Consider the following 18,286-nt stretch of genomic DNA (forward strand, 5'->3'; position numbering starts at 1 on the left):
TTGGTGACATATTTATGACGTAGCTTAGTGGCAACAACCTTACGCAGAGTGCGCTTCATCTACGGCCTGCGTCTGAACACCAGGGAAGAATTGCCTTGAATACAACCTTTTTTGATCTTTTGTGGCAGCTCAAACAGGAGTTAGAGCTTAAAGGGGCGGATGCCATTGATATGCCGACCTTTATTGAAGATCTGGAATATCGCCGCCGGGTCTTGAAAGAAGTCGATCTGAAGACTCTGAACCCTGCTTTTCGTCAGATACTGCCTGAGCTTCTGGAGGGCAGCAAACTCGATATTACCCGCCAGGTACGCACCCTGCCGCAGGTGAAAAAACCGCGTGCCGGTGGTCCTGTTCATACCGTTGAGAGCAGTCGCAAGGGGCCGGGCATCATGACCGGCGTCTTTATCGTGCTGTTTCTGTTGGTCGGAGTGGCGGCTCTGGTGGAGCTGACCGGCGACAAGGTGGCGTCCGATCTGGTGAATACGGCCGGCATCAAGGGCGGGCAGGCGTCTACCGGTGATATGCCGGTTCCGACCGTAGTGGCTGGTGCTGCCGGTACACTGGCGGCTGCGGGCAAGGGTGAGCAGACGGAAACGCTGTTTCGTCTGCATGGTTCCAACACCATCGGTGAAACTCTGGCACCCGAATTGCTGAAAGCCTTCTGGCAGCAGCAGGGGGCTCAGGATATCCGTGTTGCTCAGGGTGCAGTGGATGTGGAGCGAGATGTGCTGTTTGCGGTGCCAGGCAAATCCGTATTGCAGCGGGTTGAACTCAAGGCGCATGGCTCCAGCACCGGATTTCAGGGGTTGCTGAGCCGTGAGGCTGACCTGGCGATGGCATCACGCCGAATCAAGGATAAGGAAAAGACCCGTCTGTCGCCGTTGTACGGTGATTTGGGTAGCGTGCGGACCGAGCATATTGTGGGCATGGACGGCCTGGCAATTATCGTGCATCCGCGTAACCCGGTCAGCAGTCTGAATACAGCGCAGCTGGCCAAGCTTTTTGCTGGTGAAATCGATAACTGGAGCCAGGTTGGTGGTCCGGATGAGCCGGTGCGCATTTACAGCCGCGATGAAAACTCCGGCACCTGGGACTCCTTCAAAAGCATGGTGTTGAAGAAGCATGGCGTGAAGCTGGCGACAACAGCACGTCGCTTTGAGTCCAGTATGGAGTTGTCGGACCGCGTCAGTCAGGAGCCGGGGGCCATCGGCTTTATTGGCCTGCCGTACGTATTGCGAGCGAAGGCGCTGGCGGTCGCGGATGAAGCCGGAGCACTGCCGGTATTCCCGACCACCTTCACGGTTTCGACCGAGGACTACCCGCTGACTCGTCGTCTGTACATGTATGAGCCGATGACCTTGTCGCTGAGCAGTCCTGCCCATCAGTTCATCAGCTTTGTTACCTCGGAAGAGGGGCAGGATATCGTACGCAAGAGCGGTTTCATTTCACAGAATATTCAGCGTATCCAGCCGGTTCTCAGCGATGCGCTGCCGCGTGAATATCTGGACCTGACGCAGGGCGGTGGTCGCTTGTCACTGAACTTCCGTTTCAACAGCGGCACCTTTGAGCTGGATAACAAGGCGCAGCGAGATCTGGAGCGCGTTATCCGCTTCTTCGAGAAAAATCCGGGGCAGCGTGCTTTTCTGATCGGTTTCTCCGACAGTACCGGTAGTGCTGAGCATAATCGCAGGCTGTCCCTGCAGCGTGCCGAGCTTGTACGTGATCAGCTGCTGGCACGTGGCATCAATGTTGCCGATGTACACGGCTTGGGTGCCTTGGCGCCGGTCGCCTCCAATGCAACGGAGTCGGGTCGCGAGCGCAACCGCCGTGTTGAGGTCTGGGTACGCGGTGGTACACCGGAGACAACCCAGTCGGAAGGCTGATTCTTGTTACCTCCCCTCCTCGTAAGGGGCGCAGGTCGGCGGTATTGATCTGTGCCCCTGTTGTCCCTCTAAATCGACTATATACTGAACAGACTCCGGTCGCATCCTGTGGCCGCTAATGTTCAGGAGTCGCCCATGAGCAAGCAAGAGCCCAACCTTCCCAAGCATTCGGAGCAGGCACCGGCCGCGTATGATCGTGTGCTGGAGCAACTGCGGCAACGGCTGGATAAAGCCGGAGAAGTAAGCTGGGAGTACCTGCAGGAACAGATTGAGGAAGCTGCTGAAATGGAACTGGCGGCGGAAGACATGACGCGGGATGAGGTCGATTTGCTTAAGGCCTATCTGCGTCGAGATCTCAAACAGCTTGGCTACTACGCCCACGAAACCGGTGAAGGGATTGCGGCCTGGCTGCATTTCGACCTGGATGTGCTGGAACACAAGGTCAAGCAGAGTCTGCTGGAGCTGGCCGATAAAACCCGCATTCAGCACGAATTGCTGCGGGAGCAATTGGCCCATGATGAAGATCATTATCTGGCCGGTGAGGTCAGTGCACCAGGGACCCTGCGCTGCCTTCAGTGCGGCGAGCTGCAGCAGCTGAAGGCAACCGACCGCATCAAACCCTGCTCACGGTGTGGCGCGGTGGTGTTTGAACGCGTGTCGCGTCCCTGGTCGCCAGTAGGCCAGTAAGCCCAGAAGCAGGCTCAGCAGCGTGACGGGCCAGAGCCCCAGTTGCTGCCAAGGTGTCTGTCCCGTCATGAGTGGCACTTCGAGGCGCAGCTCGGTGGCCTGGTCTACGGGGGCCAGACCGGCAATCTGGCCGTCAGGCCCGACAAAGGCGGTGAGGCCGTTATTGGTGCTGCGAATGAGCCAGCGACCGTTTTCCAATGCTCGCATGCGTGCCAGCTGCAGATGCTGGTCGGGAGCAATGGAGCGTCCAAACCAGGTATCGTTGGAGACGGTGAGCAGAAGCGCACTATCCTGAGCGAGTGTTCGAACCAGTCCGGGGAAGGCGATTTCGTAGCACACGGCGGGGGCGATAGCATGCCCGGCAAGCTGTAGGGGGCCGGTGTTCTGCGTCGGCAGGCTGAAGCTGGACATGGGCAGGTCAAAGAAATCGATCAGGCCGCGCAGTTGAGATTCGAACGGAACATACTCGCCAAAGGGCACCAGGCGCTGCTTGTGATACAGGTCCTGGCCCTTGCTGAACAGGCCGATACTGTTGTGGAAGCGTTGTCCGCGAGGACTGTTGGAGTCGGCTTCGACGAAGGGAAAACCGCTGATCAGAGCGGTCCCACGGGCATCCAGCAGGTCCAGGAAGGGCGATAGAGTTGGGGCGGCGCGATTGAAGGTGGCGGGAATGGCGGTTTCCGGCCAGACGATCAGATCGGCATCAGCATGAGGCAGACTCTGATCGATCTGGTGCTGCAAGATGGCGGACAGGTTGTCCGGACGCCATTTGGCCAGCTGAGGCACATTGGGCTGTATCAGCACAACATCCAGCGGCGGTTCGGCGCGGGGCTGTGTCCACTGGGTGGGAACGATCAGAGCCAGTGCCATCATCAAGGCGGCAGGTGCGAGTGCCAACGGTTTGCGGTCGATCAGCAGGCGCACCAGGCCGGTAGCCAGCAGCAGTGTCATGAGCGACAGTAGCCAAACGCCGCCGATGGGTGCCCAGGTTTTGAGCGGGGTGTCCAGCCAGGCGTACCCCAGCAACAGCCAGGGGAAACCGGTCAGCAGCCAGCTGCGTATCCATTCAAACCCGACCCAGACCAGCGAAAAGACCAGCCAGCGCTGTCGGGCGGGCTGTGCCAGACGGACGAAGCACCAGCCTTGCAGGGCAAACAGTAATCCCAGTGCAACCACAAACAGCCCGGTGAGCAGGCCAGCCAATGCGACCGGCGCGTTGCCGTAGGTATGGATGCTGACGTACACCCAGGAAACGCCAGCTCCCCAGAAGCCGATACCGAAGGCCCAGCCAGTGAAAAAAGCGGCGCGACTGCTTTGGCGGCGCTGCAGCCAGTACAGCAGACCGGGTCCCAGCAGGGCAAAGGGCAGCAGGTCGAAAGGGGCCAGAGACAGGGTAATCCCGGCCCCGCCGGCCAGCGCCAGCAGAGCCGTCAGCCAACGGGGGGGATGGGGCAGCATGTTCACCTCAGCGGCGTGTAACCTGCAGCAGGCGGAGGCGACGGTTGTCGGCAGCCAGCACTTTAAAGCTGAAACCGTCAAAGTCGATCTGTTCATCCTTGGCCGGCAGGTGTCCAAAGTGTTGGGTTACGATACCGCCGATGGTATCGAACTCGTCATCAGAAAAACCGGTATCGAAGTATTCGTTGAAGTCTTCAATCGGGGTCAGTGCCTTGACCAGAAAACCGTTGTCATCGAAGGGGCGAATGTTGCCGTCATCATCATCGGCATCATGCTCATCTTCGATTTCACCCACGATTTGTTCCAGGACGTCTTCGATGGTTACCAGGCCGGCGATGCCGCCGTATTCATCGACCACGATCGCCATATGGTTGCGGGTGCCACGGAACTCGTTCAGCAGTACGTTGAGACGCTTGCTTTCGGGAATGAAGGTGGCCTTACGCAGGCACTGGCGGATGTCGAACTGGTCCAGCGTACCTTCGAGCATGTAGGGCAGCAGATCCTTGGCCAGCAGTATGCCCAGCACCTCGTCGGCATTTTCACCGCAGACGGGAAAGCGCGAGTGGGCGCTGGAAATGATTACCGGAAGGAACTCTCGTGGCGTCTGGTTGACCTGTACCATGGTCATCTGCGAGCGCGGGATCATGACATCCCGAACCTGCATTTCAGTGACTTGCATGGCTCCTTCGATGATGCCAAGTGCATCATTATCGAGAATGCAGGATTCGTTGGCCTGGACCAGAATCTCGCGCACGTCTTCAAGACTGCGGGGTTCGTCGGAGAAGGCCTGGGTCAATTTGCCCAGCCAGTTCTTTGACGTGCCGCCCGATCGGTCTTCGCTCATATATATCCTCTAAATGGCATAGGGATCAGCAATGTCGAGCCGGGCCAGAAGGTCACGTTCCAGTGCTTCCATTTCCTCGGCTTCGTCGTCATTTATATGATCGAATCCAAGCAGATGCAAGGTCCCGTGCACAACCATATGGGCCCAATGATGCAACGCAGCTTTCTGTTGTTCTTCCGCCTCACGTGCGACGACCGCGGCGCAGATGATCAGGTCACCCAGCAGCGTGACCGGCACGCCGGGGGGGACTTCAAACGGAAAGGACAGCACATTGGTGGGCTTGTCCTTGCCGCGATACTCAGCATTGAGGGCCTGGCTTTCTTCTTCATCGACGATGCGAATGCAGATTTCGCCGTCGATTTTGCGTGCTTTCAATACGGTTTCCACCCAGCGCGCGAAATCCGCTTCGCAGGGCAGATCGGGAGCGTCGGTGGCGTACTGTACGTCAACGGCAATGCTCATCGTGCTTCTCCATTGTGCTGGGCTTCTTCGTGGCGTTCGTAGGCTTCAACGATGTGCTGGACCAGCGGGTGGCGCACCACATCCTTGGAGCCGAAATAGGTGAAGCCGATCTCTTTGACACCGTCCAGTACCTCCATGGCATGCAGCAGGCCCGACTTGACGCCCTTGGGCAGGTCGATCTGAGTCTTGTCGCCAGTGATGACGGCGGTGGAGCCGAAGCCGATACGGGTCAGAAACATTTTCATCTGTTCCCGCGTGGTGTTCTGGCTTTCATCCAGAATCACGAAGGAGCCGTTCAGGGTCCGGCCACGCATGTAGGCCAGGGGGGCTACCTCGATCACGTTGCGTTCGATCAGCTTGGCCACTTTTTCGAAACCGAGCATTTCATAGAGGGCGTCATACAACGGCCGCAGGTACGGATCGACTTTCTGGCTCAGGTCGCCGGGCAGGAAGCCCAGTTTCTCACCGGCCTCTACGGCCGGACGCACCAGCAGAATGCGGCTGACCTCTTCGCGCTCCAGTGCTTCGACGGCACAGGCTACGGCCAGGTAGGTTTTGCCGGTACCGGCCGGACCAATGCCGAAGTTGATGTCGTGGGTGCGGATCTGGTGCACATAGTCCTGCTGTTTGCCTGGGCGTGGTCTGATCAGCACCTTGCGGGTACGGATCGAGTAGCGTTTTTCTTCCGCGCTCTGGGCCTTGTCACTGGGCTTGGGCGGCTGTTCGATGCCGCTGTTCTGCAATTGCAGATGCAGGCTTTCGGGTGTCAGGTCCTCGCCTGCCAGCGCCCGTTTGTACAGTTGTTCCAGCAGCGTACCCATGGCACGGGTTGCGGCCGGAATGCCCTGCAGCTGGAAACGGTTACCCCGGTTGCTGATTTCGACTCCGGTGCGTTCCGAGAGCAGTTTCAGGTGGGCATCGAACTGGCCGCACAGTGTCAACAGTGCAGCCGGGTTGTTCGGTTCCAGAATCAAGGTTGAGGTCTGGTTGGGGGTCAAGTCGCTCTCCTGTTGTCAGGCGTCCAGCTCGGAACCGACCAGTTCGCCGAGCAGTGAGTTGGCATAAGCTTGTGCGATGCGTACATCGGCGAAATGGCCGATCAGGTCCGGATTGTCGCAACGGAAGTTGACAACACGGTTATTCTCGGTGCGCCCGGACAGTTGGCCAGGGTCCTTCTTGGAGTAACCGTTGACCAGAATGCGCTGGGTGCTGCCGACCATGCGGCGGCTGATCTGAAAGGCTTGGGCGGTGATCCGGTCCTGCAGAATTTTCAGGCGCTGCTTCTTGGTTTCTTCATCGACGTTATCGGGCAGATCGGCTGCAGGGGTACCGGGGCGGCGACTGTAGATGAAACTGAACGAAGCATCGAAGCCGATATCGGCAATCAGATTCATGGTTGCTTCGAAATCGGCATCGGATTCATTGGGGAAGCCGATGATAAAGTCGGAGGAGAAGCTGATATCCGGGCGCAGTTTCTTGATGCGGCGCAGCTTGGACTTGTATTCCAGTGCGGTGTGGCCGCGTTTCATTGCCATCAGGATACGGTCGGAGCCGCTTTGTACCGGCAGGTGCAGATGGCTGACCAATTCGGGTACCTCGGCGTAGACATCGATCAGGCTGTCGCTGAATTCCACCGGGTGAGAGGTGGTGAAGCGGATGCGGTCGATACCGTCGATGGCGGCTACGCAGCGAATCAATTCGGCCAGATCGGCTGTGTCGCCGTCATGGGTGGCGCCACGGTAGGCATTGACGTTCTGGCCCAACAGGTTGACTTCACGCACGCCCTGTTCGGCCAGTTCGACGCATTCGGTGAGCACGTCGTCCAGCGGCCGGCTGACCTCCTCGCCACGGGTATAGGGCACCACACAGAAGGTACAGTACTTGCTGCAGCCTTCCATCACCGATACGAAGGCTTCGGCGCCTTCCACCTTGGGGGCGGGCAGGTGGTCGAATTTTTCGATTTCAGGGAAGCTGACATCGACAATGCCGACGCCGCCATTGCGGCTCTCGCTGATCATTTCCGGCAGGCGGTGCAGGGTCTGCGGACCGAAGATCATGTCCACGTAGGGTGCTCGGTCACGGATCGCCTCGCCTTCCTGGGAGGCCACGCAGCCACCCACGCCGATCATCAACTCGGGCTTCTGGTCTTTCAGCTTGCGCCAGCGACCCAGCTGGTGAAATACCTTCTCCTGCGCCTTCTCCCGGATCGAGCAGGTGTTCAGCAGCAGGACATCCGCTTCTTCCGGATTATCCGTCAACTCCAGGGCATGACTTTCGCCAAGCAAGTCTGCCATACGGGAGGAGTCGTACTCGTTCATCTGACAGCCATGTGTCTTGATAAACAGCTTTTTCGCCATGAATCACCTGTAAAACCTGTGGAAATAAAAAGAGAGCCGGGCTCGAAGAGGGGCAAAATTATACCCAAGGCCGGGCAGTTAGGCCATAAACTGGTCAAAAATTATCCAGTCTTGTTTTTGCCGGGCATGCCCCCATATTCGCTGCAACGAATTCAATGTGGGAAGCAGACGGCATGGCGGATGAAGAGCGTTTGTATCGGGTCAGTTTTGTTAATCAGGATCAGGTCTACGAGGTGTATGTACGCCATGTGTACCCGAGTGACATGTGGGGGTTCATTCAGCTGGAAGGCTTTGTTTTCGGCAGCCGCTCGGAAGTGCTGGTTGATCCGGGCGAAGAAAAGCTGAAGCAGGAATTTGCCGATGTGAATGCCTGCTATGTGCCAATGCAGGCGATTATTCGCATCGATGATGTGAAAACCGAGGGTGTGGCGCGTATCAGTGAGGCCAGAGGGAATGTAATGGCCTTCCCTCTGGCCCCGCCGCGCCGAGACGGCTGACGCTTATTGTGCTGCGGTGCGCATGCCGGCGCCGCCACAGGATGCGTTCTGCATGGCGCTCTGGTTCATCATCGCGAAACGATCAAAACCGTGATATTCCACGCTCTGGTCGGCAAAAATCAGCTCGGCACCTTCAATTTTGAAACAGCCCAGATTGGGGTGCTGCCAGACCTTTTTCCAAACTTTGTTACCCACCTGCTCACCAGGAGCAAAGGGACCTGCTACACGCAGCCAGGCGTTGCGACGCCCGCTTTTCTTGGAGTTCACCGGGTTGCCTTCACGGGTAAAAGCGCTGGTCTTGAACATGACGTATTGCAGGGTCTGCTCGGTGCCGTTAGTGAAGCTGATGCTGGCGTCGCTGTTGCCGCGGGTGTGATGGTCACTGATCAGCAGAACCGGTTTGGGCTCGGGTTTGGGTTCAGGTTTGACGGCGACGGGTTCCGGCTGTTTCTGGGCGCAGGCCGCCAGCAGGGTGCTGACAACCAGCAGTCCGCCGAGGCGCAGTGCGGAAAGGCGGCGAGTACTCTGACCTTGATTCATCATGGATATCCAAATCCTTTATTACAGATGTGGCCCGGTCGAGGCCGGGCGAGGCATTAGGGTAATACTAACTATCTTAACGCATATTGCTCGGACTGACTCCTGATTCAGGCCTTGCTTTTTTCCGTTGGTGGAATGGGCGTCAGCAGAGTCTTGGAGGCGCGACCGGGAATCTCGCGTGCCAGCCGGGGTACCAGATAACCGGGCAGTACGGTCTGCAACCGGCCGACCAACCGGCAGGCTTCGTCATCGCTGATATCGAAATGAGCGGCACCGGCGACGGGGTCCAGTACAAATAAATAGTAGGGCAGGATGCCGTCACTGAACAGTGTTTCACTGAGCGCTTTCTGAATTGCCAGGCTGTCGTTGATGCCCTTGAGCAGCACGGCCTGATTGAGCAGGGTAACGCCTGCCTGACGCAAGGGCTGCAAACGTTCACGTACCGTCAGGTCCATTTCCTGTGGGTGGTTGATATGCAGGACCAGCGTGCAATTCAGGTGGCTGTCGGCCAGCATTTGCACCAGTTCAGAGGTAACGCGCTGTGGAATCACCACTGGCAGGCGCGAATGAATGCGCAGCCGTTTCAGGTGTGGAATGGTTTCAAGGTCGGCAATCATGCGGGCCAGGCGGCGATCCGGCGTGGCCAGAGGGTCGCCGCCGGAAAAAATAATTTCGCTGACCTGCTCATGCTGGCGGATGTAGTCCAGTGCGGCCTGCCACTGCTCGCCGCCGAGCTGGTTGTCGCCATAGGGAAAGTGGCGACGGAAACAGTAGCGACAATTGATGGCACAGGCACCGGACAGGATCAGCAGAATGCGGTCCGTATACTTGTGGATAACTCCTTTGGAGCGGTTGGCGGCAGCCTCGGCGAGAGGGTCGGTATTGAACCCCGGTACGCTCATCAGCTCCTGTTGCAGCGGCAGTATCTGGCGCAGCAGCGGGTCGTCAGGGTCTCCCTTGTGAATGCGCTGCAGGTACGGGCGCGGAACCTTGAGGGCAAAGGCATCGGCACCGCCCTGTGCGCCTGCGAGCAGTTCGGGCGGCAGTTCCAGCTCGTCCAGCAGCTGGGCGGGGTCACTGATTGCCTGGCGCAGCTCGCTTTGCCAGTCGAGTTCGGGCCGGAGGGTCTCGGAGGGGTACAGCAGGTTCATCGGGGCGTGTGCTCGGAGGGTTGTGCGGATTGATTTGCCTGCATTCTCCTTTGCAGTAGAATGACTGTCAATTTACGGGCCACCTGTTCGCAAGACGGTTGCCTGCCTTCGAAATTTCAGATCGCGGAACTTTCTATCTATGGCTAACTACTCCAGCAACCAGTTCAAGAACGGCATGAAGGTGATGATCGACGGCGACCCGTGCAGCATGGTCGATGTTGAGTTCGTCAAGCCGGGCAAGGGGCAGGCCTTTACGCGCGTGCGTCTGCGCAACCTGCTGACCGGTCGTATCTGGGAGCGTACCTTCAAGTCCAACGAAAGCGTCGAAAGCGCAGACGTGATGGACAGCGACCTGGAATACCTCTACAACGACGGTGAAATGTGGCACTTCATGGACCCGAACTCATTTGATCAGGTGGCCGCTGACAAGAATGCCGTGGGCGAAGCCGACAAATGGCTGAAGGAACAGGACAAGTGTGTTGTTACGTTGTGGAATGACAACCCGATCAGCGTGACGCCGCCGAACTTTGTCGAGCTGGAGGTCGTTGAGACCGATCCCGGTCTGAAGGGTGATACCGCTCAGGGCGGCTCCAAGCCGGCCACACTGAGTACGGGAGCGGTTGTACGCGTGCCTCTGTTTATTGAACAGGGTGAAGTGTTGCGTATCGATACCCGTACAGGTGAATACGTTAGCCGCGCCAACTGATCGCGCATTCGGATACCGGAATGCAAGGTCTTGGGCCTTGCCGTTCGGTTGCGATGCAAGAGACCCTTTGAATGGCAGCTTCGGCTGCCATTTTTCGTGTATGGGTGCAGAGGCCTGGTCGTATGAGCGTTTCGCTGTTCTGATTACCGGTAGTAAACATAATGCAAGATGAGCTTTGGCGCCCCGGCGCCCCCATTCGGAACCTGCGGGTCCGGGCCGCGATGCTGGCACGGATTCGCGGTTTTTTTGCCGAGCGCAAGGTGCTGGAGGTGGAAACCCCGGTTTTGTCCAAGTGTGCGGTCAGCGATCCGTTTATTGACAGTCTGGAAGTCGGCTTTGGCTTCCAGCCCGGGATTGAAGACGAGCGCCTGTACCTGCAGACATCGCCTGAATATGCCATGAAACGCCTTTTGGCTGCCGGGAGCGGGGATATTTACCAGATGGCCAAGGTGTTCCGAAATGGCGAGTCAGGCCGCCGGCACAACCCTGAATTTACCATGTTGGAGTGGTATCGACTCGGTTTTGATGATCAGCGGTTGATGGATGAAGTCGCGGCTTTGATTCAGACGGTTGTGCCGGAGCTGTCCGTTACCTGTCGCAGCTATGCCGACCTGTTTGAGCAGGAGTTGGGACTGGACCCGCACCGGGCCGAACTGGCAGAGTTGCAAAGGGTCTGCCGCGAGCATGTTGATGCGCCGTTTGAGGATAACGATCGCGATACCTGGTTGAACCTGCTGATGTCGCACGTGCTGGAGCCTCGCCTGCGTGGTGCCGTATTTATCCACAGCTATCCGGCTTCCATGGCGGCGTTGGCTCGGGTGCGTGCAGATGATTCCGGACGCCTGGTGGCGGCCCGCTTCGAGCTTTTTGTGGACGGTGTTGAGTTGGCCAATGGCTACCATGAGCTGACCGATGCGAGAGAGCAGGCGCGCCGCTTGGCGTCTGACCAGCGACAGCGGGCGATGCTCGGGTTGCCGCAACGTCCGTTGGATCAGCGCTTGGTACAGGCGCTGGAGGCCGGGTTGCCGGAATGTGCCGGTGTTGCTTTGGGAGTGGACCGGCTGGTGATGTTGGCTTTGAAGGCGGAAGGTTTGAGGGAGGTTGTATCGTTCATGCATGAACGGGCATGAACGCGCCCCAGGCTCTGTTTTCACGGATAGGGTGGCGGGGTCCCATAATGGGTCGCCACCGTATTGATGCAATACGATTTTGATGGAGATTTGTCGGAATGTTTGCTGTCCCTGTGTCCCCTTTTGTCGAACGGTTCGAGATTTCGCCCTATGCCACGGGGCCGCTTGACGGACTTTCGTTTGCGATCAAGGACAATATTGATATCGCAGGCCGGAAAACGGGTTATGGCAGCCCCGGCTGGTCCCGTACCCATGAAGCGGCGGTTGCGCATGCACTCTGTGTCGAACAGTTGCTGGGTGCCGGTGGCGTATGCAAGGGTAAAACTCATACGGATGAGCTGGCCTATAGTTTGCTGGGCGTTAACGCTTTTAGCGGAACGCCCGTGAATCCGAAAGCACCGAACAGGGTGCCTGGTGGCTCATCCAGTGGGTCGGCAGCGGCGGTGTCTGCCGGGTTGGTAGACTTTGCGCTCGGGACAGACACGGGTGGCTCGGTTCGTTTTCCGGCTGCCAACTGTGGAGTGTGGGGGTATCGGCCATCATCGGGCGCGATTTCGGCGGCAGGTGTGCTGGCGCTGGCACCCTCATACGATACAGTGGGTGTTCTCGCCAAGGATGGTGTAACGCTGGCAAACGTCATGCGAGTCCTGTTGGCGGAAACTGGTACCGAGTCTGTTGATGATCCCGAAGTGGTGTTTGTCGGCGATGCCTTTGAGCACTGCGATGCTTCTATTGTTCGGGCGTTGGAGGACTTCAGAGCTGCGCTTGAATCCGTATGCCTGACGAAAACACAGACGTTGTCTGCCATGATCGGTGATGACTTGGGATTGCCGCAGCTGTTTGAGCGCTTTGGCTTCCTGTTGTCGACGGAGGTCTGGAATACCTTTGGGGCCTGGTATCGACACTGTACACCGGAAGTCAGCCCTGCCGTGGCGGAGAGCCTGACGCAGTACGCCGAAGCTGCGTGTCGATCAGACATCCAGCATGCATTGCAGCAGCGTGCCCGTTTTCGGCAGGGGCTGAACCGCTTTTTGGGAACGGACCGGATTCTGTGCTTCCCAACCACACTGGATCTGGCGCCGACGTTGGAGGCTGTTGCATCCGGCAACCTGTCCGGCCGCTATATCCCACGTGCAATGTCAGTCAATGCCATGGCCTGTCTGGCTTCAGCGCCCCAAATTACCCTGCCTGTTGCGGATGTCGAAGGGGTGCCGGTTGGTTTGTCGTTTTTGGCGGGACAGGGTCAGGACATGCGCTTGATCGACGTCTGCAACCGCCTGTATGCGCGCTGTCGAGCGAACTAGCCGTTCCGATACAGGGTCTTGATCAGGTGGTAGCCGAAACGGGTCTTGATCGGGCCGTGTACGGTGAGCAGGGGGCGTTTGAACACCACGTCGTCGAAGGCCTTTACCATGTCGCCACGATGAAATTCGCCCAAGTCTCCGCCTCGCTTGCCGGATGGGCAGATGGAGTGGCGCTTTGCCAACGTATTGAAGTTCTTGCCCTGTTTCAGCTGGGCAAGAATGTCCAGCGCTTCCTGTTTGGTTTTGACCAGTATATGCAGTGCTGCTGCAGTCGCCATATTGTCTCTCGTTGATCAGCTCGGATTTCTGCTGTTTATTCTAGCAGTGAAGGTGTGAGCCGCCCATTGGGGCCGGTCGGTTTTGCTGGTCTGGTTGTGCTCCCATAGCGCAGCGGTTGCCGCTGTTGGAGCAGTCTATTGGCGGGCTCCGATATCCAAGGTTGCCTAACAACAGCTCATGCCCGGTTGAAGGGGAGCTGGTTCAGTATTGAAATTTGCTCAATTTTTTAGCCTGCATCATCACTGTAGCAACGCTCCCCACAGTTGCTGTCCCGGTTCGCTGGCAAGAAATCCCATCAACCCCAGGTTAATCACAACCGTCCACCAGAATGAGTTGCGAAACGCAGCTTTCACGGATTTATGGCGTAACAGATTCTGTGCACACAATGCGCCAGGCCAGCCTCCCAATAACGCCAAGAGATGCAGTGTAGACTCAGGGGTTCTACGTCGATCTGCTTGTGCTGCCGACTTGTCGATGGCGTAGACAATATAGGTCCAGAGACTCAGGAATCCCATCAAGACTGGCAGTTGCCAAGGCAGCAATCCAATCATCGAAACCACTCCCAAGACAACAAACAACGCGAGCACAGGTACTATGACATGGCTACTGGAGTGTTGTGTTTTGTGCTGCCGTCGGACACTTGTGCCTGCAAGCACGACTGATTCGGCACGGGGGCGATTGTCTTTATCGGTACCTGGTTCAAAAGTTACCAACTGATTTATCTGAGGTAGCAGGCTTCGATCGCGCATGGCGCTGACATGGAAAAAAAGATCATCACCGCCCTCAAGCGGCTGAATAAAGCCAAAGCCTTTATCGGCGTTCCACTTTTTGATGCGTCCTTTCATTGCCATGTGTTCGTTCCCTGGTGTTAGTGACCGGAAGCCGACGTCACGATAATAAATTTCTGGAAAGAGCCACCGAGTGGCGCGGAGAATATGAAGTGTTCCTTTCCTGGCTCAGGCTATATGAACTTCATACTACCAAAAGTAGGTACTATTCCCGAATAGAAGTTGATGTGTGGCTGTACTTTGAGGTTGAAGTGGCAACTGAGAGGCGAGGTTTGTATTTGACCCCTTTAGGCCGCCGCCGCATTGATAGCCCTTTCTATATTCATTTCAGGTGTGTCAGTCAATTATTGCTGAAATCACGGCATGCGATTACACCTACAAACGCCACAATTGCGTAGAGAGCATTATGCCTATAATGGTGGGGGAGATGAAACATCGTAAGTCTTTGAAATAAATGGCGCCCCAGGCAGGACTCTAACCTGCGACCTGCCCCTTAGGAGGGTAATTTTGGCCGGTTTCAGGGTGTCCCACTAAGTTCCATGATGCTTCTTAAATTTCTTTATAAACAATGGTTTGTGTGATTTTTATGTCCCGTAGCGTCCCACTGGATTCCGCTCTATACTGGGTAAAACCATGGTGCGCACCATGGTGCATTTTTGGGCTCGATTAAGTCTATGAGGGAGTCGGAATGGCGGACACGAAGGCAATTACAACCTCGAAGCAGATTGCTGCCCTTAGGCTGGAAGAGGGGCGTAGCGTACAACGATTCCGCGTACACACATCTATGGGCAGCGGGCTATTTGTCGAGTTGCGTAAAGGCCGTACCCAGAAAGTGTGGCTATATCGCTTTTATATAGCGAACAAATCTGGTGACTACCGCATGGGAACATTCCCTGCGATCAGTCTCAAGCAAGCACGTGAATTACACGCTGAAGCGGTGCAACTGGTCAAAAAAGGAATTGACCCCCGAACGTATCGTGCCGCGGAAGTGGCTAAAAACACTCAAGCCTGGACGATGCAGGAGGCATTCGAACGCTGGCTAGCTCATTACACCGCCAGCCCAACTCGAACTGGGCACTTGCCCACAGAAAAAACCATTAAGCAACGGAAACGGCGATGGAGGCTGCATCTTGAAAAGCAGTTGGCGTCGATGCGCGTACAGGATGTAACCAGGGCCAAGCTAATCGAAGTGTTAAGTGATGCAGCTACAGAGGCTCGGGAAGAAGCACGCCAGTGTCTGATCATGCTCAAAGGGATCTTGGCTTACGCGGAAGATCTGGAGCAGATTGAAGAGAGCCCAGCGGCCAGTATTACCCCGGCAAAAATCAAGGCACGGCCTTCACCGCCGCGAGACCGCTATTTATCGCTTGGAGAACTCACAGAAGTGCTCCAGGTGTTCAATGATCCTAATGGGCGTACCAGCGTTACGGTCCGGAATGTGATGCGAATGCTCATTGCAACGGGGGCTCGACGCAGTGAGGTATCACAAATGCAGTGGGGCGAAGTGAATATGCAAGCAGGCATATGGACCCTACCTGCAAGCCGTACCAAAACGCGGCAGGTTCGGCGAGTAGCTTTATCTGCTTACAGTCTTGAAATTCTCAAGCAGCAACAGCAGTTGAGTCACTCTGGATTTGTCTTTGAATCCCCGGATATTCCGGGACAACCGTAAGCGCCCTTAAATCAGCACCTTTTTTCCAGCCACTGACCGCCGCACACTGATTCCATCGTCACCTACGCGAGGAATCCAGCATGAACTCAGCCGAGCGCACACACTACTGGCAACAGCACATTGAACACTGGCGTGATACCGGGCTATCCGGTGCTGCTTTCTGCAAACAGCAGTCACTGTCCTATCACCAGTTTGTCTATTGGCGCCGCAAGCTCGAAGGTACAGATGATGCGACCGATACCGAGCGTACACCAACATCCGGCTTTGCTCGCGTCACCCAGGTGGCCGCTTCACCGCTATCGGATGATCTGACCCTGAAGCTTCCCGGCGGCATGGCCATTACAGGGCTGCATGCCGGTAATGTCGACCTGCTCGGCGCGATCCTGAGGCAGCTCTGATGAAACCGCGGTATCTTCGTCCCTCTCGGTCCATGCCCGAGATCTATCTGTACCGTGAGCCCATTGATTTTCGCAAGCAGGCCAATGGTCTGGCGGTGCTGATTGAACAGGAGTTGGGACAGAACCCCTTCACCGGTGCGCTGTATGCCTTCACCAACCGACAGCGTAACAAGATCAAGTGCCTGATGTGGGAGGACAACGGCTTTATCCTCTATTACAAGGCGCTGGCCGAAGAGAAATTCAAGTGGCCGAGCCCGGCTGATGAGCTCATGCCGTTGACCGGCGAGCAGATCAACTGGCTGCTCGATGGCTATGATATCAGCCTGCTGCAAGGCCATAAAACCTTGCAGTATGAGGCCGTTGGATAGCCGGTTTTGGGTGCTTCAACTGGCTGTTTTTGATATAATTTTGCCCATGAAAACACAGCCCGAAACCACCTCAAAGACGCCTGATATCAGCAGTTTATCGACCGCTGACTTGCTGTCGATGGTGGCCGGGCTGCAGCAGCAACTGGCCTCGAAAGAGGATGAGCTTGAACGGCAAAACCAAGTGCTTGAGCAGCGGGATCAGGCCGTCAAAGCGCGTGACCGGCAACTCCAGCAGCGCGAGCAATACATCCTGTTGCTGGAAGAGATGCTGCGCTTGCAACGCATCCAGCGGTTCGCGGCCAGCAGTGAGAAAACGGCCCACCAGATCCACCTCTTCGATGAGTCCGAACTGGAAGCCGAGATCGATCAGCTGCGGGATCAGCTCCCGGACGATATTGAAGCCGCTGAAGGTGATACCCCTGCTGTCACGCCTGCACCCAAGCGCCGTCAGCGCGGCTTCTCCGATCACCTGCTGCGTGAGCGTATCGAGCTGCAGCTGAGTGATGAAGAGAAGGCCGGGGCGGTCAAAACCTTCTTCACCAAGGTCAAGGAAGAGCTGGACTATATCCCCGCCCAGCTCAAAGTACTGGAATACTGGCAGGAAAAAGCGGTGTTCGAGGAGAACGGCGACGAGCGTATCCTGGCCGCGGCTCGCCCGACACACCCGCTGGGCAAATGCATCGCCACCCCGGCCCTGCTGGCCTACCTGATCACCTCCAAATATGCCGATGGTCTGCCGTTGTATCGGCAAGAGCAGATGTTCAAGCGTCTGGGCCATGAGCTGTGCCGCACCCGCATGGCGCACTGGATCATCCGTCTGGATGAGGTGTTCAAACCCCTGATCAACCTGATGCGGGAAGCGCAGAACAGTGCGGCCTACCTGCAGGCTGACGAAACCCGGATCCAGGTACTCAAAGAGGATGGCAAAGCCGCCCAATCCGATAAATGGATGTGGGTGACCCGTGGCGGACCACCGGGCCAACCTTCCGTCCTGTTCGCCTATGATCCCTCTCGAAGTGGAGCGGTGCCCGTGCGCCTGCTTGATGACTTCAAGGGTGTGCTGCAGGCGGATGGTTACTCCGGTTATGCGCCGATCTGTTCAGCCAATGAGCTGACCCGTATCGGCTGCTGGGATCACGCCCGCCGTAAGTTTATCGAAGCGACCAAAGGGGCCAAGCCGGCGGGTAAAGGCAAACAGACCAAGCTGTCCAAAGCGGATGTGGCACTTGGCCACATCAACAAGCTGTATGCCATCGAGCGTCAGATCAAGGACCTGAACCCTAACGAACGCTACCGGATCCGTCAGGAGCTGAGCCTCCCCAAACTGGAAGTGTTCAAGTCTTGGCTGGATGCGAACGTGGGGCGTGTGATGAAAGGCGGGCTAACTCGCAAAGCGATGGAATACACCCTGAACCAGTGGCCCACCCTGATCGGCTACTGTAAGCGGGGTGACCTGCATATCAGCAACGTACTGGCCGAGAATGCCATCCGCCCGTTCGCCGTGGGGCGCAAGGCCTGGTTGTTCGCGGATACTCCGCAGGGCGCTCACGCCAGTGCCACCTGTTACTCCCTGATCGAAACGGCCAAAGCCAACGACCTGGAACCCTCGGCGTACATCCGGCATGTGCTGGAGCGCATCGCCGATGCTGACACCCTGGAAAAGCTGGAGCGACTGCTGCCCTGGAATGTTGAGCTGGAACGTACTTCAAAAAAAGTGGCGCAGTACAGTTAAGGGCAAGTGGGTCGTTTTAACGGCGGATAC

Annotated in this window: 19 protein-coding genes; 10 read left to right on the top strand and 9 right to left on the bottom strand. The window is 57.0% G+C overall.

All coding sequences use genetic code 11. The annotated features are described in order from the left end of the window. Positions 1-95: 95 nt before the first annotated feature. Complete coding sequence (locus H1S06_RS14000) at positions 96-1,883, top strand: substrate-binding domain-containing protein (RefSeq protein WP_181741289.1); 1,788 nt, start codon at positions 96-98, stop codon at positions 1,881-1,883. A 135-nt stretch (positions 1,884-2,018) separates the two neighbouring features. Further along, positions 2,019-2,570: a zinc ribbon-containing protein gene (locus H1S06_RS14005; RefSeq protein ID WP_181741291.1), complete on the top strand. Its 552-nt coding sequence runs from the start codon at positions 2,019-2,021 to the stop codon at positions 2,568-2,570. Here H1S06_RS14005 and lnt read toward each other — a convergent pair. From lnt to miaB, 5 genes are read right to left on the bottom strand one after another with little or no spacing between them, the layout of a single operon-like run. Then, the gene (gene lnt / locus H1S06_RS14010) at positions 2,508-4,028 is read right to left on the bottom strand and encodes an apolipoprotein N-acyltransferase (RefSeq protein WP_181741293.1); all 1,521 of its coding nucleotides are present in this window, start codon (positions 4,026-4,028) and stop codon (positions 2,508-2,510) included. The genes H1S06_RS14005 and lnt overlap by 63 nt on opposite strands. Before the next feature lie 7 nt (positions 4,029-4,035). Next, positions 4,036-4,872 (bottom strand): HlyC/CorC family transporter, encoded by an 837-nt coding sequence (locus H1S06_RS14015; protein WP_181741295.1) that lies wholly within the window; start codon positions 4,870-4,872, stop codon positions 4,036-4,038. Between the two features lie 9 nt (positions 4,873-4,881). Beyond that, positions 4,882-5,334, bottom strand: a complete 453-nt coding sequence (ybeY, locus tag H1S06_RS14020; protein WP_181741297.1) for an rRNA maturation RNase YbeY — start codon at positions 5,332-5,334, stop codon at positions 4,882-4,884. Continuing rightward, entirely contained in the window at positions 5,331-6,332 is a 1,002-nt protein-coding gene (locus H1S06_RS14025) for a PhoH family protein (protein WP_181741299.1), read from the bottom strand. Before H1S06_RS14025 ends, ybeY begins: the two co-directional genes overlap by 4 nt. A 15-nt stretch (positions 6,333-6,347) precedes the next feature. Further along, positions 6,348-7,691, bottom strand: coding sequence for a tRNA (N6-isopentenyl adenosine(37)-C2)-methylthiotransferase MiaB (miaB, locus tag H1S06_RS14030; RefSeq protein WP_181741301.1), 1,344 nt, complete (start codon positions 7,689-7,691; stop codon positions 6,348-6,350). A 173-nt stretch (positions 7,692-7,864) separates the two neighbouring features. Between miaB and H1S06_RS14035 the strand changes: the two genes are divergently transcribed. Further along, the gene (locus H1S06_RS14035; RefSeq protein WP_181741333.1) at positions 7,865-8,188 is read left to right on the top strand and encodes a DUF1820 family protein; all 324 of its coding nucleotides are present in this window, start codon (positions 7,865-7,867) and stop codon (positions 8,186-8,188) included. Positions 8,189-8,191: 3 nt separating this feature from the next. Here H1S06_RS14035 and H1S06_RS14040 read toward each other — a convergent pair whose 3' ends face one another. Next, complete coding sequence (locus H1S06_RS14040) at positions 8,192-8,731, bottom strand: hypothetical protein (RefSeq protein WP_181741303.1); 540 nt, start codon at positions 8,729-8,731, stop codon at positions 8,192-8,194. A gap of 104 nt (positions 8,732-8,835) precedes the next feature. Continuing rightward, positions 8,836-9,879, bottom strand: coding sequence for an EF-P beta-lysylation protein EpmB (epmB, locus tag H1S06_RS14045; protein WP_181741305.1), 1,044 nt, complete (start codon positions 9,877-9,879; stop codon positions 8,836-8,838). Positions 9,880-10,018: 139 nt separating this feature from the next. Here epmB and efp point away from each other — a divergent pair, with 139 nt between their 5' ends. The 3 genes from efp to H1S06_RS14060 all read left to right on the top strand — a co-directional run bounded on the left by efp (position 10,019) and on the right by H1S06_RS14060 (position 13,019). Next, positions 10,019-10,585: an elongation factor P gene (gene efp, locus H1S06_RS14050; protein ID WP_181741307.1), complete on the top strand. Its 567-nt coding sequence runs from the start codon at positions 10,019-10,021 to the stop codon at positions 10,583-10,585. A gap of 161 nt (positions 10,586-10,746) precedes the next feature. Then, entirely contained in the window at positions 10,747-11,715 is a 969-nt protein-coding gene (epmA, locus tag H1S06_RS14055) for an EF-P lysine aminoacylase EpmA (RefSeq protein ID WP_181741309.1), read from the top strand. Positions 11,716-11,813: 98 nt separating this feature from the next. After that, positions 11,814-13,019, top strand: a complete 1,206-nt coding sequence (locus H1S06_RS14060) for an amidase family protein (protein ID WP_181741311.1) — start codon at positions 11,814-11,816, stop codon at positions 13,017-13,019. Here the strand turns inward: H1S06_RS14060 and ppiC are convergent. Further along, on the bottom strand, positions 13,016-13,297 hold the full coding sequence (gene ppiC / locus H1S06_RS14065; RefSeq protein ID WP_181741313.1) for a peptidylprolyl isomerase PpiC: 282 nt from the start codon (positions 13,295-13,297) through the stop codon (positions 13,016-13,018). The two genes, H1S06_RS14060 and ppiC, sit on opposite strands and share 4 nt — an antisense overlap. Before the next feature lie 240 nt (positions 13,298-13,537). After that, entirely contained in the window at positions 13,538-14,149 is a 612-nt protein-coding gene (locus H1S06_RS15630; protein WP_181741315.1) for a cold shock and DUF1294 domain-containing protein, read from the bottom strand. Positions 14,150-14,774: 625 nt separating this feature from the next. Here H1S06_RS15630 and H1S06_RS14075 point away from each other — a divergent pair. The 4 genes from H1S06_RS14075 to tnpC all read left to right on the top strand — a co-directional run bounded on the left by H1S06_RS14075 (position 14,775) and on the right by tnpC (position 18,256). Further along, positions 14,775-15,758: a tyrosine-type recombinase/integrase gene (locus H1S06_RS14075; protein WP_181741317.1), complete on the top strand. Its 984-nt coding sequence runs from the start codon at positions 14,775-14,777 to the stop codon at positions 15,756-15,758. Positions 15,759-15,838: 80 nt separating this feature from the next. Beyond that, the gene (gene tnpA, locus H1S06_RS14080; protein ID WP_181736330.1) at positions 15,839-16,156 is read left to right on the top strand and encodes an IS66 family insertion sequence element accessory protein TnpA; all 318 of its coding nucleotides are present in this window, start codon (positions 15,839-15,841) and stop codon (positions 16,154-16,156) included. Then, on the top strand, positions 16,156-16,524 hold the full coding sequence (gene tnpB / locus H1S06_RS14085) for an IS66 family insertion sequence element accessory protein TnpB (protein WP_181736331.1): 369 nt from the start codon (positions 16,156-16,158) through the stop codon (positions 16,522-16,524). The genes tnpA and tnpB overlap by 1 nt, the downstream gene beginning before the upstream one ends. A 46-nt stretch (positions 16,525-16,570) precedes the next feature. Then, positions 16,571-18,256 carry an IS66 family transposase gene (gene tnpC, locus H1S06_RS14090; RefSeq protein ID WP_181736332.1) on the top strand — a complete coding sequence of 562 codons (1,686 nt, stop codon included), beginning with the start codon at positions 16,571-16,573 and terminating at the stop codon, positions 18,254-18,256. The last annotated feature ends 30 nt before the right edge of the window (positions 18,257-18,286 follow it).

Source organism: Marinobacterium marinum, from assembly GCF_013868415.1.
Lineage (GTDB): Bacteria > Pseudomonadota > Gammaproteobacteria > Pseudomonadales > Balneatricaceae > Marinobacterium > Marinobacterium marinum.

Coding starts and splice junctions, on each gene's coding strand:
- H1S06_RS14005 (WP_181741291.1), top strand. CDS start 2,019: ATGAGCAAGCAAGAGCCCAACCTTCCCAAGCATTCGGAGCAGGCACCG.
- lnt (WP_181741293.1), bottom strand. CDS start 4,028: ATGCTGCCCCATCCCCCCCGTTGGCTGACGGCTCTGCTGGCGCTGGCC.
- H1S06_RS14015 (WP_181741295.1), bottom strand. CDS start 4,872: ATGAGCGAAGACCGATCGGGCGGCACGTCAAAGAACTGGCTGGGCAAA.
- ybeY (WP_181741297.1), bottom strand. CDS start 5,334: ATGAGCATTGCCGTTGACGTACAGTACGCCACCGACGCTCCCGATCTG.
- miaB (WP_181741301.1), bottom strand. CDS start 7,691: ATGGCGAAAAAGCTGTTTATCAAGACACATGGCTGTCAGATGAACGAG.
- H1S06_RS14035 (WP_181741333.1), top strand. CDS start 7,865: ATGGCGGATGAAGAGCGTTTGTATCGGGTCAGTTTTGTTAATCAGGAT.
- H1S06_RS14040 (WP_181741303.1), bottom strand. CDS start 8,731: ATGATGAATCAAGGTCAGAGTACTCGCCGCCTTTCCGCACTGCGCCTC.
- epmB (WP_181741305.1), bottom strand. CDS start 9,879: ATGAACCTGCTGTACCCCTCCGAGACCCTCCGGCCCGAACTCGACTGG.
- efp (WP_181741307.1), top strand. CDS start 10,019: ATGGCTAACTACTCCAGCAACCAGTTCAAGAACGGCATGAAGGTGATG.
- epmA (WP_181741309.1), top strand. CDS start 10,747: ATGCAAGATGAGCTTTGGCGCCCCGGCGCCCCCATTCGGAACCTGCGG.
- H1S06_RS14060 (WP_181741311.1), top strand. CDS start 11,814: ATGTTTGCTGTCCCTGTGTCCCCTTTTGTCGAACGGTTCGAGATTTCG.
- ppiC (WP_181741313.1), bottom strand. CDS start 13,297: ATGGCGACTGCAGCAGCACTGCATATACTGGTCAAAACCAAACAGGAA.
- H1S06_RS15630 (WP_181741315.1), bottom strand. CDS start 14,149: ATGGCAATGAAAGGACGCATCAAAAAGTGGAACGCCGATAAAGGCTTT.
- H1S06_RS14075 (WP_181741317.1), top strand. CDS start 14,775: ATGGCGGACACGAAGGCAATTACAACCTCGAAGCAGATTGCTGCCCTT.
- tnpA (WP_181736330.1), top strand. CDS start 15,839: ATGAACTCAGCCGAGCGCACACACTACTGGCAACAGCACATTGAACAC.
- tnpB (WP_181736331.1), top strand. CDS start 16,156: ATGAAACCGCGGTATCTTCGTCCCTCTCGGTCCATGCCCGAGATCTAT.
- tnpC (WP_181736332.1), top strand. CDS start 16,571: ATGAAAACACAGCCCGAAACCACCTCAAAGACGCCTGATATCAGCAGT.